This window comes from Amycolatopsis sp. NPDC039088 (assembly GCF_055598845.1).
This window is the reverse complement of the sequence record NZ_JBVKAE010000024.1, coordinates 122,998-136,824: the sequence shown is the minus strand read 5'-3', so window position 1 is coordinate 136,824 and position 13,827 is coordinate 122,998. Positions and strand designations below refer to the sequence as shown.

Sequence of the window (13,827 nt, the reverse complement as noted above, 5' to 3'; positions counted from 1 at the left end):
TGCGGACTGCAATTCTTGCACGAGGGGACTGATCATGGCCGAACGGCTGGACAAGGTGATCGAGGAAGGCGTCCCGGAGGTGGTCGAGAACCGCCTGGGCAGACGGCTCCTCTACGCCGTCTTCTGGCTGACCACGGCGATTCTCGCCTTCTGGTTCCTCAGCACCGGGGTCGTCTACGGAGCCTTCGTGATGGGCGCTCCGCTGGCACTGCTGCTGACGACCCGGCTCCGCGGCTTGGGCACGGTCCCCCGCACCATGCTGGTGATCGCCGGGCTCGCGGCCCTGGTGCCCACCTTCTTCCTCGGCAAGTACAAGGGCGCCGAGGACGGCCACACCGGGTTGATCCTCGTCGGCTTCCTCGTCTTCCTGGTCTGGGGAGCCGCCTACCCGGCGATGCTCGACAAGTTCGACGAGCGGTTCCAACTTTCCCAGTACCCGAGGGAATCCCGGCCGCGCAAGCTACGGAAAGAACACCGGGACGAACTCGCGATGCTCCGCGTGCTCTTGGTCAGACTCGCCATGGCGACCCTCGCCATGCTCGTCGCCGACGCCACCATCGTCGCGGCGCTCTGCCTGATCGCCCTCCTCCTGCGCAGCCACTGGTCCGCGTTGATCGCCGGCCTGGCCTGCCTCCTCGAGACTGTCGTGGAGATCAATGGACTCGGCTTGGTCTTCAAGTTCGACCTGGTGGAGATCGGGGCGGGCCTCCTGGCGGCGTCACTGTGGTGGGACGCGGTCAGCAATCCGTTGTGGGACCGGCGAGTCCAGCTGGAGGGAGGATGGTGATCCAGCAACCCGGGAATCTGGTCCCCCCTCCTCGCCCGCTGCCGACGTCGACGTCGGCCCGCCGCTGGGGCGCGCGGTGGATCGACTGGCTGGTGCCATGGCTGGTCACCTCGCCACTGTGGTTCCTGACCTCCGAGCAGATTCAGACCGAGGCGACCAAGCACGGCTTCACCTTGGCGGGCAAGGGACTCTTCAAGACCGTGTTCGGCGAATGGGGCGGCCTCGGGGACGCCGCCGGTGACGAGGTCGCCGATCTTTGGGGCGAAATCGTCCTGGCGATCGCCCTGACCCTGACCGTGCAGGTCCTGCTGATCATGGTGTACGAAGTGCTCCTCGTACGTTCCTGGGGCCGCACACTGGGCAAGGCCGCGTTCACCCTCTCGGTCCGCCGCGCCGACGGCGGACGCCTCACCCTCGGCCAGATCTGTGCCCGCTCCGCGCTCACCGTGCTCGTCCCGGGACTCGGCTGGGTGCTGCTGATCGCCGCGATCCTCCAGCTGAGCGTGCTGCTCGCGCTGGCCGGGATCGCGCTCCTGCTCTTCTCGGCGGTGGAATGCGGTCTCCTGCGGATGTCGCCGGACGGCAAGACAAGCTGGCACGACCGGAAGATCGGTTCGGTCGTGGTCTCCAAGACCTGGACGGAACAGCTACGACAGGCGCGGGAGTTCCAGCAGCGGGCCTTGGACGGCGGGATGACCTTCGCCCGGCAGGCCTGGGAGGCGCCGCAGGTCCAGCAGTTCTCCCAGCAGGCTCAGGCGAGCTTCCAGCAGCTGCGCGAGCGCGGACGTCAGGCGATAAGGCGCGACGACGAGCAGAACCGGGGGCCGTGAGGTCAGACGATGCCGCCGTTGGCCCGGACGACCTGGCCGTTGACCCAGCGGGCCGGACCGGCGAGGAACGAGACGACCTCGGCGATGTCGGACGGGTCGCCGAGGCGTTCGAGCGGCGGCTGGGCGGCCATGCGCGCGATGGTCTCCTCGTCCTTGCCGTCGAGGAAGAGCGCCGTGGCCGTCGGGCCGGGGGCGACCGCGTTCACGGTAATGTCACGGCCGCGAAGTTCACGGGCGAGGACCAGGGTGATCGCCTCGACCGCGCCCTTGGTCGCGGCGTAGGCGGCATATCCCGGCAATGCGAGACCGAGCACCGAAGTGGAGAAGTTGATGATCGCACCACCGTCGCGGACGCGGCGGGCTGCTTGCTGGTCGACCACGAAGGTGCCGCGGATGTTGGTGCGGTGCAAGCGGTCCAGCCGGTCGAGGTCCAGTTCGGCCACCGGCGCGAGGTAAATGGCGCCCGCGGCGTGGACCACGACGTCGATGCCGCCGAAGGTCTGCTCCGCGGTGTCGAACATCGCCGAAACGGCCTCCTCGTCGGCGACGTCGGCCTGCGCCGCGATCGCCTGGCCGCCCTTGGCGGTGATCGCGTCGACCGCCGCCCCGGCCTCGTCCTTGTTGCCGCCGTAACCGACGACTACCGCGAATCCGTCGGACGCGAGCCGCTCGGCGGCCGCCCGGCCGATGCCCCGCGACCCGCCGGTGACGATCGCTACGCGTGCCATGGTGCACTCCTATCAGCTGTTTCCCTTGCTAACGTTCTCAACGTATCACTGATATCGAAACAGCGCTACCGCAAGGGTGTTATCGTTGGTTCGTGACTTTGACGACGAAAGACCGATTGGTCCGCGCGGCGGCCGAGCTTCTGTTGGAAGGCGGGCGCGACGCGCTGTCCACGCGCGCCGTCAGCGCCGCGGCCGGAGTGCAGGCCCCGACGCTCTACCGGCTCTTCGGCGACAAAGACGGACTGCTCGACGCGGTCGCCACGTACGGCTTCGAGAGCTACCTCGCCGGAAAGCACGCACTCGGCGAGACCGAGGACCCGGTCGGCGACCTGCGGCGCGGATGGGACCTGCACGTCGAGTTCGGCCTCTCCCAACCCGCGTTCTACCTGCTCATGTACGGCGAGCCTCGGGTCCGCGAAGCACGCAAGGAAGCGGACGCGATACTTCGCCGCATCGTCGGCCGCATCGCCGAGGTCGGCCGTTTACGCGTGCCGGTCGAGCGCGCCGCGCAACTGGTGCACGCCACCGGGATGGGCGTGATCCTCTCGCTCATCGCGAGCCCTGCCGAGCAGCGCGATCTAGACCTGATCACCGCCGCCCGTGAACACGTCATCGGGACCATCACCACCGATGCCGCCGACGCCGCTGACGATTCCGACGTCGCCTGCCGCGCGATCGCGCTCAAGGCCGCGCTGGAAAAAGAGCCCGGCGACGCGCTGACCCCTGCCGAGCACGCGTTGCTCGGCGAATGGCTCGACCGCGTCGCGCGGTGAATTACCGGCCGACCGCCCTCGCGGCCGCGACCGCCTGCCCGGCATAGGACCGTCCGAAGAGGACGGTGTGGACGAGCAACGGGAACAGCTGGTGAGCGCTGGTCCGCTCGGTCCAGCCGTCGGCCAGCGGCGCCACCTCCTGATAGCCGGCCAGCACCCGGTCCAGCAGGGGGCAGCCGAACAGCTGCAGCATGGCCAGATCGGTTTCGCGATGACCGCCGTGCGCGGCGGGGTCGATGAGGGAAGCCTCGACGGCGCCCCACAGCACGTTTCCGTTCCACAGATCGCCATGCAGGCGAGCGGGCGGTTCCGCAGGTCCGGCCATCTCCGGAAGCCGCACGCAAGCCTGCTCGATCACTGCGGCTTCATCACCGTCCAACGTGCCCTCGTCGACGGCGCGGCGGACATACGGCAAGACCCGGTGCTCGGCGTACCACCGCGGCCAGTCCTCCCCCGGCGCGTTCACCATCCGGGCCAGTCCGATCCACGCGTCGGACGGCCCACCGGGCGGCGGCGCCCCGAACCCGGGCGCACCGGACGCGTGCAACGCCGCCAGTCCCCGTCCGAGCCGCTCCGCCGCGTGATGCGTCGGGCGTCCCCCGCCGACCAGTTCGGTCACCAGCCATTCGCCGTCGTGGCCACGGACCTCGGGCACCCGGACCGCGCCCGCCTCACCCAGCCACCGCAGTCCCGCGGCCTCCGCGAGCGCCGCGTCGGGGGCGTGACCGCGCTTGACGACGACGGTGTCACCGCTGTCCAGCACGACTTCGGTCACCGCGCCCGCCAATTGGTGCTGCTCGGCGACGGGTCGTCCGGTGATCCTCGTTGCCGCCTCGGCAGGCGTCGAAACCTGGGTCATGTCCGCAACCTACCTCCGCCGATCGGGTGAACGCTCGTGGTGCGGAGCGGTCAGCGACCACCGGGGATGAACAATCCGGCCGGTTTCCCGATCTCGGTCGGCGTACATCCGCTCAACGCCCGGAACTCTCGGGTGAGATGCGCTTGGTCGCTGTAGCCGCCCAGGTAGGCGATCTCCGCCCACGACCGGGACGACGCCCGGTTCAGGAGCCCCATCGTCCGGTTGAGCCGGGTGATCCGCCCGATCGTCTTGGGGCTCAGCCCGATCTGTTCGCGGAACCGGGCGTTGAGGTGCTGGCGGCTCCAGCCGATCTCGGCGGCGAGCGCGTCGACGCGGACCGGCCCCGCCGACAGCCGCTCCCAGGCGTACCGGACGGGCGCGGACAACGCCGAGCCACGAGAGGCCTTGCCGTTCAAGGACATCCGGGACCGCGCGGTCGCATTCGACGACGTCTTCGCAAGCCTGGGGCTGACCTCGGTGCAACTCGTCGGCGGTTCGACCGGCGGCTGGCACGCGGTGAATCAGGCGATTCAAACCCCCGGACGGCTCGCATCCCTCGGGCTGCTCGACGCGACCACCGTCTCGGCCCCGTTCACGCGGAAGGTCTTCTGGTACGGCGCGGCCGCCGCGGTCCTCGACAACGATCGGCTGTGGCGCGGATTCCTGAAGTGGTCGGCGGGCGCGGACGTCCTCGATCAACCCGCGCCTCAGCTCGTCCTCGCCGGGATCAGGTCCTACCGCGCGCGAGTGCCCTTTCAAACGTGCCCGCCCGAGGAAGCACTCCGGTCGATCGAGGTGCCGGTGCTCGCCTTTGTTCGGCGCGCGCAGTGTCGTTCACGACTCCGTCGTGGCTGCCGAACGGCTCAAGGACCTGGTCCCCCACGCCGACGTCGAAGTCCTGCCCGAGGCCGGGCACTACCTCTATCGGCGGTCGGAGGATCGCACCCTGATCGTCGAACGGATCCTCCGGTCGGCTTCCGAGTAGCGCCTTCAGGCCGCGAGTCCGCACGGCGCGTTCACCGAGCGCCCACACGCCGCCGCCAGGCTGGCCCGGCAAGCGGCGATCAGCCGGGCCGAGGCGGCGCTTTCTCCGTGGCCACAGCGGGGGCAGGACATCGTGACCGCACCGGACAGCTCGTCGACGGAAACGGTCAGCGCGGTCGCGCAGGAGCGGCACCAGCGGTGGCGAGTGACCGGGTTGACGTGCAGCGGGGAGGCGACGCACTGGTGGATCCAGCGTCCGTGCACGTGGCAGGTCAGGCGATCGTCCGGGGCCAGGCGGCCGACGTCTTCCGCGTCGTCCTCCATCGCCAGAAGAACCGGCAGGGTGCGGCTCACCGGGTTCGGCCGCGGGGTCAAGGCCAGTGTCGTGGTGTTCATCGCTTTCTCCTTCCGGCTCTTATCAAGACGTCGAATGAGGGGCGCCGGATACGACATGGCCGGGCAACCATTCTTCGGAGACATTCACACCTCCCCCTGCCGGGTGAATTGATCTTGGTCGATCTCAAACCGTTACCCCATTCGGGTTAACGACGCGTATCTTTCGGACCATGAAGGCCGCACTCACCCCACTGTCCACAGCAGACAGTCGCGGCCCGCGCTACCTGCTGCTTCCGCCCGCGGGCGGAACAATCCGCGCGTTCGGCCCGCTCGCCGAAAAGGCTCATGCGAACGTCTGGGGTGTCGAGTATCCCGGCCATGGGGATCGGCTCGCGGAGGCTCCCGCGACGTCCGTCGAAGACCTCGCCGCGCGGTTGGCGGACGAGACGACGCGAGACTGGCTCTCCCGCACCGTGGTGATCGGTTTCGGAATGGGCGCGTTCATCGCGCTGGAAACGGCCCAGCGACTCGGCGCCGCCCCCAGCGCGTTGATCGTGGCCGACGCGTGCGCCCCACAGCGACGCTCGCCGGACAAGAACGCCAAGACGGCCGCTTCGGCCATGGGACGGGTGTTCGGCCGCACCGGGCTCACCCCGGTCGCGGGCTACCGCGATGCGCCGGAAAGCTGGGAATACGCGTTGGACCTGCTGCTCGGCGATCTCCAGTTGCTGAACGCCTACCGCGGGCCGGCGAGGGCACGGCTTTCGTGCCCGATCGCGGCGATGCGGGGCAGCGACGACCCCGCGTTCGCTTCGGGCGACGACGCCACGGGCGGCTGGCGAGTGTGGACGTCCGGTCCGTTCGTGGGTCGCGTCGTCCCCGGCGGACATCTCGGCGTTCTCGAACCCGGCAGGGAGGCCGAGTTCTGGGCCCGGATCCACCGGCTGGAAGCGGCTTTCCTCGACGTCGAACCGGAAGTCGCCTGACCCCGGTCCGCCAGTCCGCGAAGGCCTCCTTCCCTACTTTGAGAGTAGGGAAGGAGGCCTTCACGGACTTGTCACCTCTCGTGCCTCAGCGCGCCCCGGTGAGGTGTTCGAGCGCCAGCTGGGACAGGCGGACGAAGCCGTAGCCGCGCTCCGCCACCTTGTCCGCGTCGAAGTCCTCGAACGCCGAACGGTCGGCCAGCAGGTCCGCGGCCGTTTCGCCCTCGTTGAGCGTCGGCGTCGCCAGTTCCGGGACGAGGGCTGTCTCCAGCGCGGCCTGCACCTCGGGGTCGGCCCGGAAGGCGCGCGAACGTTCGGCGAACAGCAGATAACTGGCCATGTTCGCCTCGGCGCTGGCCCAGACGCCGTCCATGTTCTCCGTGCGCAGCGGCTTGTAGTCGAAGTGGCGAGGCCCGTCGTAGCCGCCGTTCTCCAGCAGGTCGACGAGGAAGAACGACGACAGGACGTCGCCGTGGCCGAACACGAGGTCCTGGTCGAACCGCGGGCCGCGCTGGCCGTTGAGGTCGATGTGGAACAGCTTGCCCTGCCACAGCGCCTGTCCGATGCCGTGGACGATGTTGAGCCCGGCCATCTGCTCGTGCCCGACCTCCGGGTTCACGCCGACGATCTCGTGGTTCTGCAGCGTGGAGATGAACGCGAGCGCGTGGCCGACGGTCGGCAGCAGGATGTCGCCGCGCGGCTCGTTCGGCTTCGGCTCCAGCGCGAGCCGAAGCCCGTAGCCCTGGTCGATGACGTACTGTGCGAGGAAGTCGATGCCCTCGCGGTAGCGGTCCATCGCCGCGCGGACGTCCTTCGCGGCATCGGTCTCGCTGCCTTCGCGGCCGCCCCAGAGCACGAACGTCGACGCGCCGAATTCGGCGGCGAGGTCGAGGTTCCGCAGCACCTTCCGCAGCGCGAACCGGCGGACGTCGCGGTCGTTGCTGGTCAGGCCGCCGTCCTTGAACACGGGGTGCCTGAACAGGTCCGTGGTCACCATCGGGACGACGAGGCCGGTCTCGGCGAGCGCGGCCTGGAAGCGCTTCAAATGCCGCGCGCGCTCCGCGTCGGACGAACCGAACGGGACGAGGTCGTCATCGTGGAAGGTGATGCCCCACGCACCGAGGTCGGAAAGGCGGTGCACCGCGTCGACCGGATCGAGCGGGCCACGGCTGGCCGGACCGAACATGTCGTTCGCCTGCCAGCCCACGGTCCACAGCCCGAAACTGAACTTGTCCTCACGCGTCGGTGCCTGAGCCATCATCGCCTCCACGAATTAGTTTGATGCCTGAACTTATCGACACGCACCCGGCGGGTCAAGGCTTTCGTTCAGGCATCGAACGAATACAATCGCGTGATGATCGGCACGCGCCCAGCGGGACAGCACACTGTGCGACAGCACAACGCCGCCCTCGTCCTCGGCGCGATCGCCGACGGCCCGGGAACCTCACGGGCGGGCCTCTCCGCCACTACCGGACTCACGAAGGCAACGGTTTCCAGCGTGGTCGATCGCCTGATCGCCGCGGATCTCGTGGCCGAAGGCGAACCGGAACGACGCGTCGGCCCAGGACGGCGCGGCACCGTCGTCTCCCTGTCCCCCACCGGGCCGCACGGGCTCGGCATCGAGATCGGCGTCGACTACCTGGCGTCCTGCCTGGTCGATTTGAACGGCACCGTCCGGGCCGAGGAGGTCCAGTACGCCGACAACCGGACTCCGCGCGTTTTCCAGCGTGTGTCGGCGTTCCTGCGCAAGGCACGGAAGCAGGCGGAGGCGCTCGGGGTACCTGTCGGAGGCGTCGGCATCGCGGTGCCGGGAGTGGTCGAATCCGCCTGCGGGCTCGTGCGCCTCGCCCCCAACCTGGGCTGGCGCGACGTCGACCTCGCGGATCGGCTCGGTGAGACCTTCACCGTCGCCAACGAAGCCAACTTCGCCGCACTCGCCGAACTTTGGCACGGCACGGCGCTGCCCGATTTCGTCCATGTGTCCGGGGAGATCGGCATCGGAGCGGGAATCGTGCTCGATCGCGCTCTGTTCGAGGGAGTGCGCGGCGCGGGCGGCGAGATCGGCCACCTCCCGGTGGCACCCGATGGTCCGCCGTGCTCCTGCGGCGCGAATGGCTGCCTGGAACGGATGGCCGGACAAGAGGAGATCCTGCGGCTGGCGGGCGCGAAGACGGTGGACGAGCTGATCGCCGCGCTGGAGTCCGGAGACGACGCGGCCTGCGCCGCCGTGGCCACCGCCGCGGGGCACCTCGGTATCGGACTGTCCACTGTGGTCAACCTGATGGACGTCCCGGCAGTGGTGCTAGGCGGAACCTACGCGCGGCTCGAGCCTTGGCTGCGTGAACCACTCCTGGCAGAGCTGGAACGCCGGGTGCCCAGTACGGCCTGGTCGCCGGTGCGCGTCGTCCGTTCGCCGCTCGGCACGGGAGCCGCCGTACGCGGCGCGGCCGGCTCGGTCATCCGCGGCATCCTCACGGATCCCGAGCACTATCTCACGACTCACTGGCCATCCGGTCAGGACGCTCGGGCCCGGTGATTCCCGGCAGCAATGGCTCGATCGCCTGCGCTCGCCGCTCGATGTCGGGGCGCCTGGCCCGCCGGGCGTAGGCGATGAGGGCTTCACGATCTTCGCGCGGAAGCCACCCCTGCTCGCACCCCGTTTCCAGCCGTACGAGGTGCTGCACCAGCTCGGCCGACTCGGTGCCGAAGTCCCGCATCCGGCGCGTCAGCAGCTCGGCCGCGGCGAGGTAGCCGTTGTTCCAAGCGTGGACCGCCAGCAGCTGCGCCGTCGCCGCGAGGATGTCGCCGAGGTGGAACCCACCCTCCGCGGCGAGATGCCCGGCTAGCCGGAAACTGCGCCTGCCTTCGCCGACCGGCCCCTCCTCGCGAATCGCTTCGAGCAACGCCCCGACCTGCCGCGTCAGATAGTCCTGACCCGCGCTCTCCACCGTCACCGCATTCCTCCACCCAGTCGCCGCGATCGTAGGGAGGTGTCAATGGACAGTGCGCCGGATACATCGAATGCCGAACCGTTATCACCCGAATGGGTCTGCCGGTTGCGGCGCGGTGACGATGGGTGGGTCAACAGGGGACCACCGCTCCGGTTTCGCCCGCGGGGCACCATCCGGGGTGCTCTCGCAGCCACGTGTCACGCTCCGTCTCGACGTCTCGCTGGGTCAAACCGCGCGCACTGCTGACGCAGCCGCCCGTGTGGCACCTGATGTTCGTCCCGGGTTCGAAACACTGGTTCTCATTCTGGCGGCACGCCGCCCGGCGCTGATCGGCCGATGATCGCGTGTCCTTGGCCTTCGTCGTCGCGAGCACCTTGGTCTTGGTCGGCGCGGCGGTGATCGTGGTGGTGACGACCACGCTGATCGAGGTGGTCGTTGCCGGCGCCGCACTGGTCTCGGCCTTGGTCGGCGCCGCGCTGGTCTCGGCCGTGACGGTCGGGCGCGACGGCTCCGGCGTGGCACAGGCGGTCGCTCCGAGGAAGAACACGACCGCCGACAGCAGAAGCAGCACGCGCGTCATCATTCCTCCGCCTCCACCGTCGAACTCGCCTGTATTCGGAGCCAGAGCGGGGAGCGTTACACGGACGTCGTCGCCGGAAACGCATTCAGAGGACTAAATGCGGGGCGCGACGCCTGGCTGCTCTTCGAAGATCAGCCAGGTCCGGGTGGATCGCACGCCGTCCAGCGCCTGCAGCCGTTCCAGGACGACGTCCCGCAGTGACGCGTTGTCCGGCGTCCGCACCAGCAGCAGGATGTCGAAGTCGCCGCCGACCAGCGACACGTGCTCGACGTACGGGATCTCCCGCAACTCCGCCGACATCGTGCGCCACGACGTCTGCTCGACGGTGATCAGGATGTACGCGCTCGTTCCGAGCCCGGCGCGCCGCGGGTCGATCTTCGCGCCGAAGCCGGTGATCACGCCTTCGGAGATCAGCCGGTCCAGCCTCGCGTAGGCGTTGGTGCGCGAGATGTGCAGCCGTTCCGCCAGCGCGCGGACCGCGAGGCGGCCGTCGTCCGACAGTGCAGCGAGGATGGCGCGGTCGATGTCGTCGAGGGCAAGGACCGTTCGTCCCGGATCCGGCCCGTGAGCCACGCCACTTGTGGACGTCTGGCTCGACTGAACCGATTCTGTGGACAGTTTGTCGCTCATTTCGCCTGCCTCTTGTACACCGGGACGCCAGAAACCACCATCTCAGCATCATATGTCTGTGAAAGGTGGTGTTGCGCCATGTCGCGGGAGACCCCTGCCGCCGCGTTGCTGCCGTCCGAAGTCCCGGTGCGGTTCCTCGCCGAGGACGGCACGCGCGTCGACGAGCACGGCGGTTACGCCGAGCCGCCCGCCGATCGGCTCGTCGAGGCCTATCGGCTGATGGTGCTCGGCCGCCGGTTCGACGTCCAGGCGACCGCGCTGACCAAACAGGGCCGCCTCGCCGTCTACCCGTCGAGCGCCGGACAAGAGGCCTGCCAGGTCGCGAGCGCGCTCGCCCTCACTGACGCCGACTGGCTCTTCCCCACCTACCGCGACTCGGTCGCGTTGGTCGCCCGTGGGCTCGACCCGGGCGAGGTCCTGACGCTGCTTCGCGGTGACGCGCACTGCGGCTACGACCCCGCCGTGACCCGGGTGGCGCCGCAGTGCACGCCGCTGGCCACCCAGACGCTGCACGCGGCCGGGCTCGCGCACGCGATGCGGCGGCGCGGTGAGGACGCCGTCGCGTTCGCGCTCATCGGTGACGGCGCCACGAGCGAGGGCGACTTCCACGAAGCGCTCAACTTCGCGGCCGTGTTCAAAGCACCGGTCGTCTTCTTCGTGCAGAACAACGGCTTCGCGATCTCGGTGCCCTTCGAGAAGCAGAGCGCCGCGCCCGCGCTGGCCTACAAGGGCGTCGGCTACGGCGTCCGGTCCGAGCAGGTCGACGGCAACGACGCCCTCGCGGTGCTCTCGGTGCTGGACGACGCCGTCGCGCACGCGCGTTCCGGGCGCGGGCCGGTCCTGGTCGAGGCGCACACCTACCGGATCGACGCGCACACCAACGCCGACGACGCCACCCGCTACCGCGACGCGGCCGAGGTCGAGAAGTGGCGTGCCGCCGACCCGGTCCGCCGCCTGGAGACCTATCTGACGAACAAGGACCTGCTGTCCGAAAAGGACATCGAACGGTTCCGTGCCGAAGCGGAGACCTTCGCCGCCGGTGTGCGCGACACGCTCAACGCCGACGTCGAGCCCGACCCGTTGTCGTTGTTCGAGCACGTTTACGCCGAGCCGACCCGCCACCTGATCGCCCAGCGCGCCCAGGTCGCCGCCGAACTCGAAGCAGTGGAGGCCTGATGAACGAGATCTCGATGGCCCAGGCGCTCAACGCCGCCCTGCGTGACGCCGTCAAGGACGACGACCGCGTGCTGATCTTCGGTGAGGACGTCGGCCCGCTCGGCGGCGTCTTCCGGGTGACCGACGGCATCACCGCCGACTTCGGCGAGGAACGCTGCTTCGACACGCCCTTGGCCGAATCCGGCATCGTCGGTTTCGCGGTCGGGATGGCCATGGGCGGCTTCCGCCCGGTCGTCGAAATGCAGTTCGACGCCTTCGCCTACCCCGCCTTCGAACAGATCACGTCGCATGTGGCGAAGTTGCGGAACCGCACCCGCGGCGCGCTCTCCCTGCCGATGGTCATCCGGATCCCCTACGCGGGCGGGATCGGCGGCGTCGAGCACCACTGCGATTCGAGCGAGGCGTACTACACCCACACGCCCGGCCTGCGTGTCGTCACGCCCGGCACGCCGCAGGACGCCTACGACCTCCTGCGCGACGCGATCGATTCCCCGGACCCGGTGATCTTCCTCGAACCCAAATGCCGCTACTGGGCGAAGGAATCCGTGTCGTTCACCCGCGGCAACGCCCCGATGGACCGCGCGGTCGTCCGCCGGACGGGCAGGGACGTCACGCTGCTCGCGTACGGCCCGATGGTCGCCACCGCACTGGAGACCGCGGAGGCGGCGACGGCCGAAGGCTGGGACGTCGAGGTGGTCGATCTCCGGTCGCTGAACCCGTTCGACGACGAGACCGTCACCGCTTCGGTGCGCCGCACCGGGCGCGCGGTCGTGGTCCACGAGGCCGCCGGGTTCGGCGGCTACGGCGCCGAGGTGGTCGCCCGCGTCACCGAACAGTGCTTCCACCAGTTGCACGCGCCCGTCCTGCGCGTCACCGGGCTCGACATCCCCTATCCCCCACCGAAACTGGAACGTCATCAGCTTCCGGACGTCGACCGGATCCTGGACACCATGGCCCGGCTGCAGTGGCACGACGAACCGGTGGTGGCCGGTGCCTGACTTCCTGCTCCCGGACCTCGGCGAAGGACTGACCGAGGCGTCGATCGTGAACTGGCTGGTCGCGGAGGGCGACACCGTCGGCGTCGACCAGCCCGTCGTCGAGGTCGAGACCGCGAAGGCCGCGGTCGAGGTACCGGTGCCGTTCGCCGGCGTGGTCACCCGCCTCCACGGCGAACCAGGTCAATCGTTGCCGGTCGGTGCTGCCCTGCTCACCATCGGTCCCGGATTCACCGAACCCGGCGTCACGACCGCGAGCGAAGGCAGCGGCAACGTCCTCATCGGCTACGGCACGACCACGACGACGAGGCGCCGCCGGACGCGCACCATCGTCTCCGCTCCCGCGAAGCCGTCGAAAGCGCCGGGTGTGATCTCGCCGTTCGTCCGCAAGATGGCCACGGACAACAAGATCGACCTGACGAAGCTGACCGGCAGCGGTCCGGGCGGCATCATCCGGCGCGCCGACGTCGAGGCCGTGCTCACCGCCGTCCCCGAGCAGAGGGACGGCGAGACACGGATCCCGCTGACCGGCGTCCGCAAGGCGGTCGCCGACAAGCTGACGACCTCGCGGCGGCAGATCCCCGAGGCGACGGTCTGGGTCGACGTCGACGCGACCGAACTCGTCGCGGCACGGAAGTCGCTCAACGCCTCGGCGCCGGACCGTCCCGTGAGCCTCCTCGGCCTCATCGCCCGGTTCGCCGTCGCGGGGCTGCGGAAGTACCCCGAGCTGAACTCGCGCGTCGAGGGCGACGAAATCGTGCAGTTGCGCGACATCAACCTCGGTTTCGCCGCGCAGACCGACCGCGGTCTCGTCGTTCCGGTCGTCCGTGCCGCCGGTTCACTGTCCACAAGGGACCTTTCGGCGGCGATCCGCGAGCGGACCACCCAGGCGCGGGAAGGCAAACCCAGCCCGGCGGGCGGCACGTTCACGGTCAACAACTACGGGGTGTTCGGGGTGGACGGCTCGGCCGCGATCATCAATCACCCGGAGGCGGCGATCCTCGGAATCGGCCGCGTCATCGACCGCGCCTGGGTGGTCGACGGCACGCTGGTGGCGAGGAAGGTCTGCGAGCTGACACTGGCGTTCGACCATCGGGTGTGCGATGGCGGCACCGCCGGTGGCTTCCTGCGGTTCGTCGCCGACTGCGTCGAGTCGCCGGTCACCGCGCTCGGGGATCTCTGAGCGCCTCGTACAACTCGTGGTTGTGACCCGGC

At 69.3% G+C, this 13,827-nt stretch carries 17 protein-coding genes; 9 read left to right on the top strand and 8 right to left on the bottom strand.

What is annotated here, in order from left to right; all coding sequences use genetic code 11:
* The first annotated feature begins 34 nt into the window (after positions 1-34).
* Positions 35-787 (top strand): hypothetical protein, encoded by a 753-nt coding sequence (locus ACZ7KI_RS28260; protein WP_470276092.1) that lies wholly within the window; start codon positions 35-37, stop codon positions 785-787.
* Complete coding sequence (locus ACZ7KI_RS28255; RefSeq protein ID WP_470276091.1) at positions 781-1,617, top strand: RDD family protein; 837 nt, start codon at positions 781-783, stop codon at positions 1,615-1,617. Before ACZ7KI_RS28260 ends, ACZ7KI_RS28255 begins: the two co-directional genes overlap by 7 nt.
* Before the next feature lie 2 nt (positions 1,618-1,619).
* Here ACZ7KI_RS28255 and ACZ7KI_RS28250 read toward each other — a convergent pair whose 3' ends face one another.
* The gene (locus tag ACZ7KI_RS28250) at positions 1,620-2,345 is read right to left on the bottom strand and encodes an SDR family oxidoreductase (RefSeq protein WP_470276090.1); all 726 of its coding nucleotides are present in this window, start codon (positions 2,343-2,345) and stop codon (positions 1,620-1,622) included.
* A 92-nt stretch (positions 2,346-2,437) separates the two neighbouring features.
* On the opposite strand from ACZ7KI_RS28250, the gene ACZ7KI_RS28245 reads away from it, so the two are divergent.
* Positions 2,438-3,118 (top strand): TetR/AcrR family transcriptional regulator, encoded by a 681-nt coding sequence (locus tag ACZ7KI_RS28245; RefSeq protein WP_470276089.1) that lies wholly within the window; start codon positions 2,438-2,440, stop codon positions 3,116-3,118.
* Between the two features lies 1 nt (position 3,119).
* On the opposite strand, the gene ACZ7KI_RS28240 is transcribed toward ACZ7KI_RS28245, so the two are convergent.
* Both ACZ7KI_RS28240 and ACZ7KI_RS28235 read right to left on the bottom strand, forming a co-directional pair.
* On the bottom strand, positions 3,120-3,977 hold the full coding sequence (locus ACZ7KI_RS28240; protein ID WP_470276088.1) for a fructosamine kinase family protein: 858 nt from the start codon (positions 3,975-3,977) through the stop codon (positions 3,120-3,122).
* A gap of 50 nt (positions 3,978-4,027) precedes the next feature.
* Positions 4,028-4,399, bottom strand: a complete 372-nt coding sequence (locus ACZ7KI_RS28235; RefSeq protein WP_470276087.1) for a helix-turn-helix domain-containing protein — start codon at positions 4,397-4,399, stop codon at positions 4,028-4,030.
* Between the two features lie 425 nt (positions 4,400-4,824).
* On the opposite strand from ACZ7KI_RS28235, the gene ACZ7KI_RS28230 reads away from it, so the two are divergent.
* Complete coding sequence (locus tag ACZ7KI_RS28230; protein WP_470276086.1) at positions 4,825-4,962, top strand: hypothetical protein; 138 nt, start codon at positions 4,825-4,827, stop codon at positions 4,960-4,962.
* Between the two features lie 5 nt (positions 4,963-4,967).
* Here the strand turns inward: ACZ7KI_RS28230 and ACZ7KI_RS28225 are convergent, their stop codons facing one another.
* Positions 4,968-5,357 carry a hypothetical protein gene (locus tag ACZ7KI_RS28225; RefSeq protein WP_470276085.1) on the bottom strand — a complete coding sequence of 130 codons (390 nt, stop codon included), beginning with the start codon at positions 5,355-5,357 and terminating at the stop codon, positions 4,968-4,970.
* Positions 5,358-5,527: 170 nt separating this feature from the next.
* On the opposite strand from ACZ7KI_RS28225, the gene ACZ7KI_RS28220 reads away from it, so the two are divergent.
* On the top strand, positions 5,528-6,283 hold the full coding sequence (locus ACZ7KI_RS28220; RefSeq protein ID WP_470276084.1) for a thioesterase II family protein: 756 nt from the start codon (positions 5,528-5,530) through the stop codon (positions 6,281-6,283).
* 85 nt (positions 6,284-6,368) lie between these two features.
* Here the strand turns inward: ACZ7KI_RS28220 and xylA are convergent, their stop codons facing one another.
* The gene (gene xylA / locus ACZ7KI_RS28215; protein ID WP_470276083.1) at positions 6,369-7,538 is read right to left on the bottom strand and encodes a xylose isomerase; all 1,170 of its coding nucleotides are present in this window, start codon (positions 7,536-7,538) and stop codon (positions 6,369-6,371) included.
* A gap of 96 nt (positions 7,539-7,634) precedes the next feature.
* Between xylA and ACZ7KI_RS28210 the strand changes: the two genes are divergently transcribed.
* Complete coding sequence (locus ACZ7KI_RS28210) at positions 7,635-8,816, top strand: ROK family transcriptional regulator (protein ID WP_470276082.1); 1,182 nt, start codon at positions 7,635-7,637, stop codon at positions 8,814-8,816.
* Here the strand turns inward: ACZ7KI_RS28210 and ACZ7KI_RS28205 are convergent.
* The 3 genes from ACZ7KI_RS28205 to ACZ7KI_RS28195 form a co-directional block, all read right to left on the bottom strand.
* Positions 8,773-9,234: a hypothetical protein gene (locus tag ACZ7KI_RS28205; protein WP_470276081.1), complete on the bottom strand. Its 462-nt coding sequence runs from the start codon at positions 9,232-9,234 to the stop codon at positions 8,773-8,775. The two genes, ACZ7KI_RS28210 and ACZ7KI_RS28205, sit on opposite strands and share 44 nt — an antisense overlap.
* A 127-nt stretch (positions 9,235-9,361) precedes the next feature.
* Positions 9,362-9,814 (bottom strand): hypothetical protein, encoded by a 453-nt coding sequence (locus ACZ7KI_RS28200; protein ID WP_470276080.1) that lies wholly within the window; start codon positions 9,812-9,814, stop codon positions 9,362-9,364.
* A 90-nt stretch (positions 9,815-9,904) separates the two neighbouring features.
* Positions 9,905-10,441 (bottom strand): Lrp/AsnC family transcriptional regulator, encoded by a 537-nt coding sequence (locus ACZ7KI_RS28195; RefSeq protein WP_470276079.1) that lies wholly within the window; start codon positions 10,439-10,441, stop codon positions 9,905-9,907.
* Between the two features lie 78 nt (positions 10,442-10,519).
* On the opposite strand from ACZ7KI_RS28195, the gene pdhA reads away from it, so the two are divergent.
* The 3 genes from pdhA to ACZ7KI_RS28180 are packed head-to-tail and all read left to right on the top strand — an operon-like array spanning position 10,520 to position 13,795.
* The gene (gene pdhA / locus ACZ7KI_RS28190; protein WP_470276078.1) at positions 10,520-11,617 is read left to right on the top strand and encodes a pyruvate dehydrogenase (acetyl-transferring) E1 component subunit alpha; all 1,098 of its coding nucleotides are present in this window, start codon (positions 10,520-10,522) and stop codon (positions 11,615-11,617) included.
* On the top strand, positions 11,617-12,615 hold the full coding sequence (locus tag ACZ7KI_RS28185; protein WP_470276077.1) for an alpha-ketoacid dehydrogenase subunit beta: 999 nt from the start codon (positions 11,617-11,619) through the stop codon (positions 12,613-12,615). Before pdhA ends, ACZ7KI_RS28185 begins: the two co-directional genes overlap by 1 nt.
* The gene (locus ACZ7KI_RS28180) at positions 12,608-13,795 is read left to right on the top strand and encodes a dihydrolipoamide acetyltransferase family protein (protein ID WP_470276076.1); all 1,188 of its coding nucleotides are present in this window, start codon (positions 12,608-12,610) and stop codon (positions 13,793-13,795) included. Before ACZ7KI_RS28185 ends, ACZ7KI_RS28180 begins: the two co-directional genes overlap by 8 nt.
* Positions 13,796-13,827 lie beyond the last annotated feature (32 nt).

Bases quoted from the DNA above. Each gene is read 5' to 3' on its own strand.
- ACZ7KI_RS28260 (WP_470276092.1), top strand. From the start codon at position 35: ATGGCCGAACGGCTGGACAAGGTGATCGAGGAAGGCGTCCCGGAGGTG.
- ACZ7KI_RS28255 (WP_470276091.1), top strand. From the start codon at position 781: ATGGTGATCCAGCAACCCGGGAATCTGGTCCCCCCTCCTCGCCCGCTG.
- ACZ7KI_RS28250 (WP_470276090.1), bottom strand. From the start codon at position 2,345: ATGGCACGCGTAGCGATCGTCACCGGCGGGTCGCGGGGCATCGGCCGG.
- ACZ7KI_RS28240 (WP_470276088.1), bottom strand. From the start codon at position 3,977: ATGACCCAGGTTTCGACGCCTGCCGAGGCGGCAACGAGGATCACCGGA.
- ACZ7KI_RS28235 (WP_470276087.1), bottom strand. From the start codon at position 4,399: ATGTCCTTGAACGGCAAGGCCTCTCGTGGCTCGGCGTTGTCCGCGCCC.
- ACZ7KI_RS28225 (WP_470276085.1), bottom strand. From the start codon at position 5,357: ATGAACACCACGACACTGGCCTTGACCCCGCGGCCGAACCCGGTGAGC.
- ACZ7KI_RS28220 (WP_470276084.1), top strand. From the start codon at position 5,528: ATGAAGGCCGCACTCACCCCACTGTCCACAGCAGACAGTCGCGGCCCG.
- xylA (WP_470276083.1), bottom strand. From the start codon at position 7,538: ATGGCTCAGGCACCGACGCGTGAGGACAAGTTCAGTTTCGGGCTGTGG.
- ACZ7KI_RS28210 (WP_470276082.1), top strand. From the start codon at position 7,635: ATGATCGGCACGCGCCCAGCGGGACAGCACACTGTGCGACAGCACAAC.
- ACZ7KI_RS28200 (WP_470276080.1), bottom strand. From the start codon at position 9,814: ATGATGACGCGCGTGCTGCTTCTGCTGTCGGCGGTCGTGTTCTTCCTC.
- ACZ7KI_RS28195 (WP_470276079.1), bottom strand. From the start codon at position 10,441: ATGAGCGACAAACTGTCCACAGAATCGGTTCAGTCGAGCCAGACGTCC.
- pdhA (WP_470276078.1), top strand. From the start codon at position 10,520: ATGTCGCGGGAGACCCCTGCCGCCGCGTTGCTGCCGTCCGAAGTCCCG.
- ACZ7KI_RS28185 (WP_470276077.1), top strand. From the start codon at position 11,617: ATGAACGAGATCTCGATGGCCCAGGCGCTCAACGCCGCCCTGCGTGAC.